The 1,121-nt window shown below is 26.6% G+C and carries 1 protein-coding gene; it reads right to left on the bottom strand.

Features of this window, described 5'->3' with window-relative positions; translation table 11 throughout:
* Positions 1-251: 251 nt before the first annotated feature.
* Positions 252-1,025: a hypothetical protein gene (locus tag J3S90_RS15680; protein WP_210646970.1), complete on the bottom strand. Its 774-nt coding sequence runs from the start codon at positions 1,023-1,025 to the stop codon at positions 252-254.
* Positions 1,026-1,121 lie beyond the last annotated feature (96 nt).

Below are 1,121 nucleotides of genomic sequence, written 5' to 3'. Positions count from 1 at the left end.
AATGAAGTTGAAAACCAATAAATCACCAACATTATCAAATAACTAACAATTCTAATCTCCGTTTTCATTTTATAAATTACTGTTTTTCTGTTAGTTGCGTTAAAATATCTGCTAACGTCTTGGCGCTACAAGCGGTTTGCGGGTTTTGAAACTGCGTATTTTCGGCTTAATGAAAATAGGATTAAAAAACGATAATTCCACTAAATCCGCAAATCGCTTGTAACGGCTGTTACCAGAAGTTATTTCTTTTTTTAGAGATAAAATTGGCTTAAAAAACTTGAGTTTTCTTTTTCACTTTTGTAGAAATAAATTCCAATTATTAGTTTTCTATTTTCTGTAACTTCATTTTTTAAGATTTCTTCTGTTCTTGTCCATTCTGTTGTAGATAAGATATCCATCAGTTTTTTGTCAATTGGATTTTCAAATCCACTTATTTGTTTAACATTTGTTATCTTCAAATTTGAATCAAAGTATATTTCATAAATTCCATATTCTTTATCTAGTTTTATTCCTTTAAATTCTTCTAATTTTTTAGATAATGTTCCTTTTTCACGATAATTAATTTTGTCTGTTAAATTTATTCCTTGTGTTTTGAAAATTTTTAAAATTTCTAATTCTCGTACTTGTTTTTTTAAGTTGCTTTTTTTCAAATAAAGTAAACCGGAACACATTCCAATAGTATATTTTCCATTATTATTTTTCTGAGCATAAATAATTAGTTCAGTATTTTCCGGAATAAAAATAGAACAAGAACTTCCCATATTTCCGTCGCTTCTTCCATTGATATAAATTGATTTTAAACTCTCTCCTTTGTAAAGTTCATTAATGATAATATCTGCTTTGTAAATCTCTTTTGAATCTACATTTTTGTAATTTTTAATGATTTTTACTTTAGCGACAAATTCAGATTGAATATACTTTTTAGTTATCCTTTGGTCGTTACATATACACGCATAATTTGCGATTGAAAATAGAAACGTAATTATTTGCAGTGTTTTTTGTAAAGTCCTGAAATAGGTTGACACATTTTTACTGTGTTTTCAATTCAAATTTAGATAAATAATTTCTTTATTCCTACGATAGGATTTGTATGGAATGTTAGCCTTTATATGAACACTAAC

Source organism: Flavobacterium flabelliforme, from assembly GCF_017948675.1.
Lineage (GTDB): Bacteria > Bacteroidota > Bacteroidia > Flavobacteriales > Flavobacteriaceae > Flavobacterium > Flavobacterium pygoscelis.
Note: the sequence above shows the minus strand (reverse complement) of the source record. Positions and strands in the feature narration are given on the sequence as shown.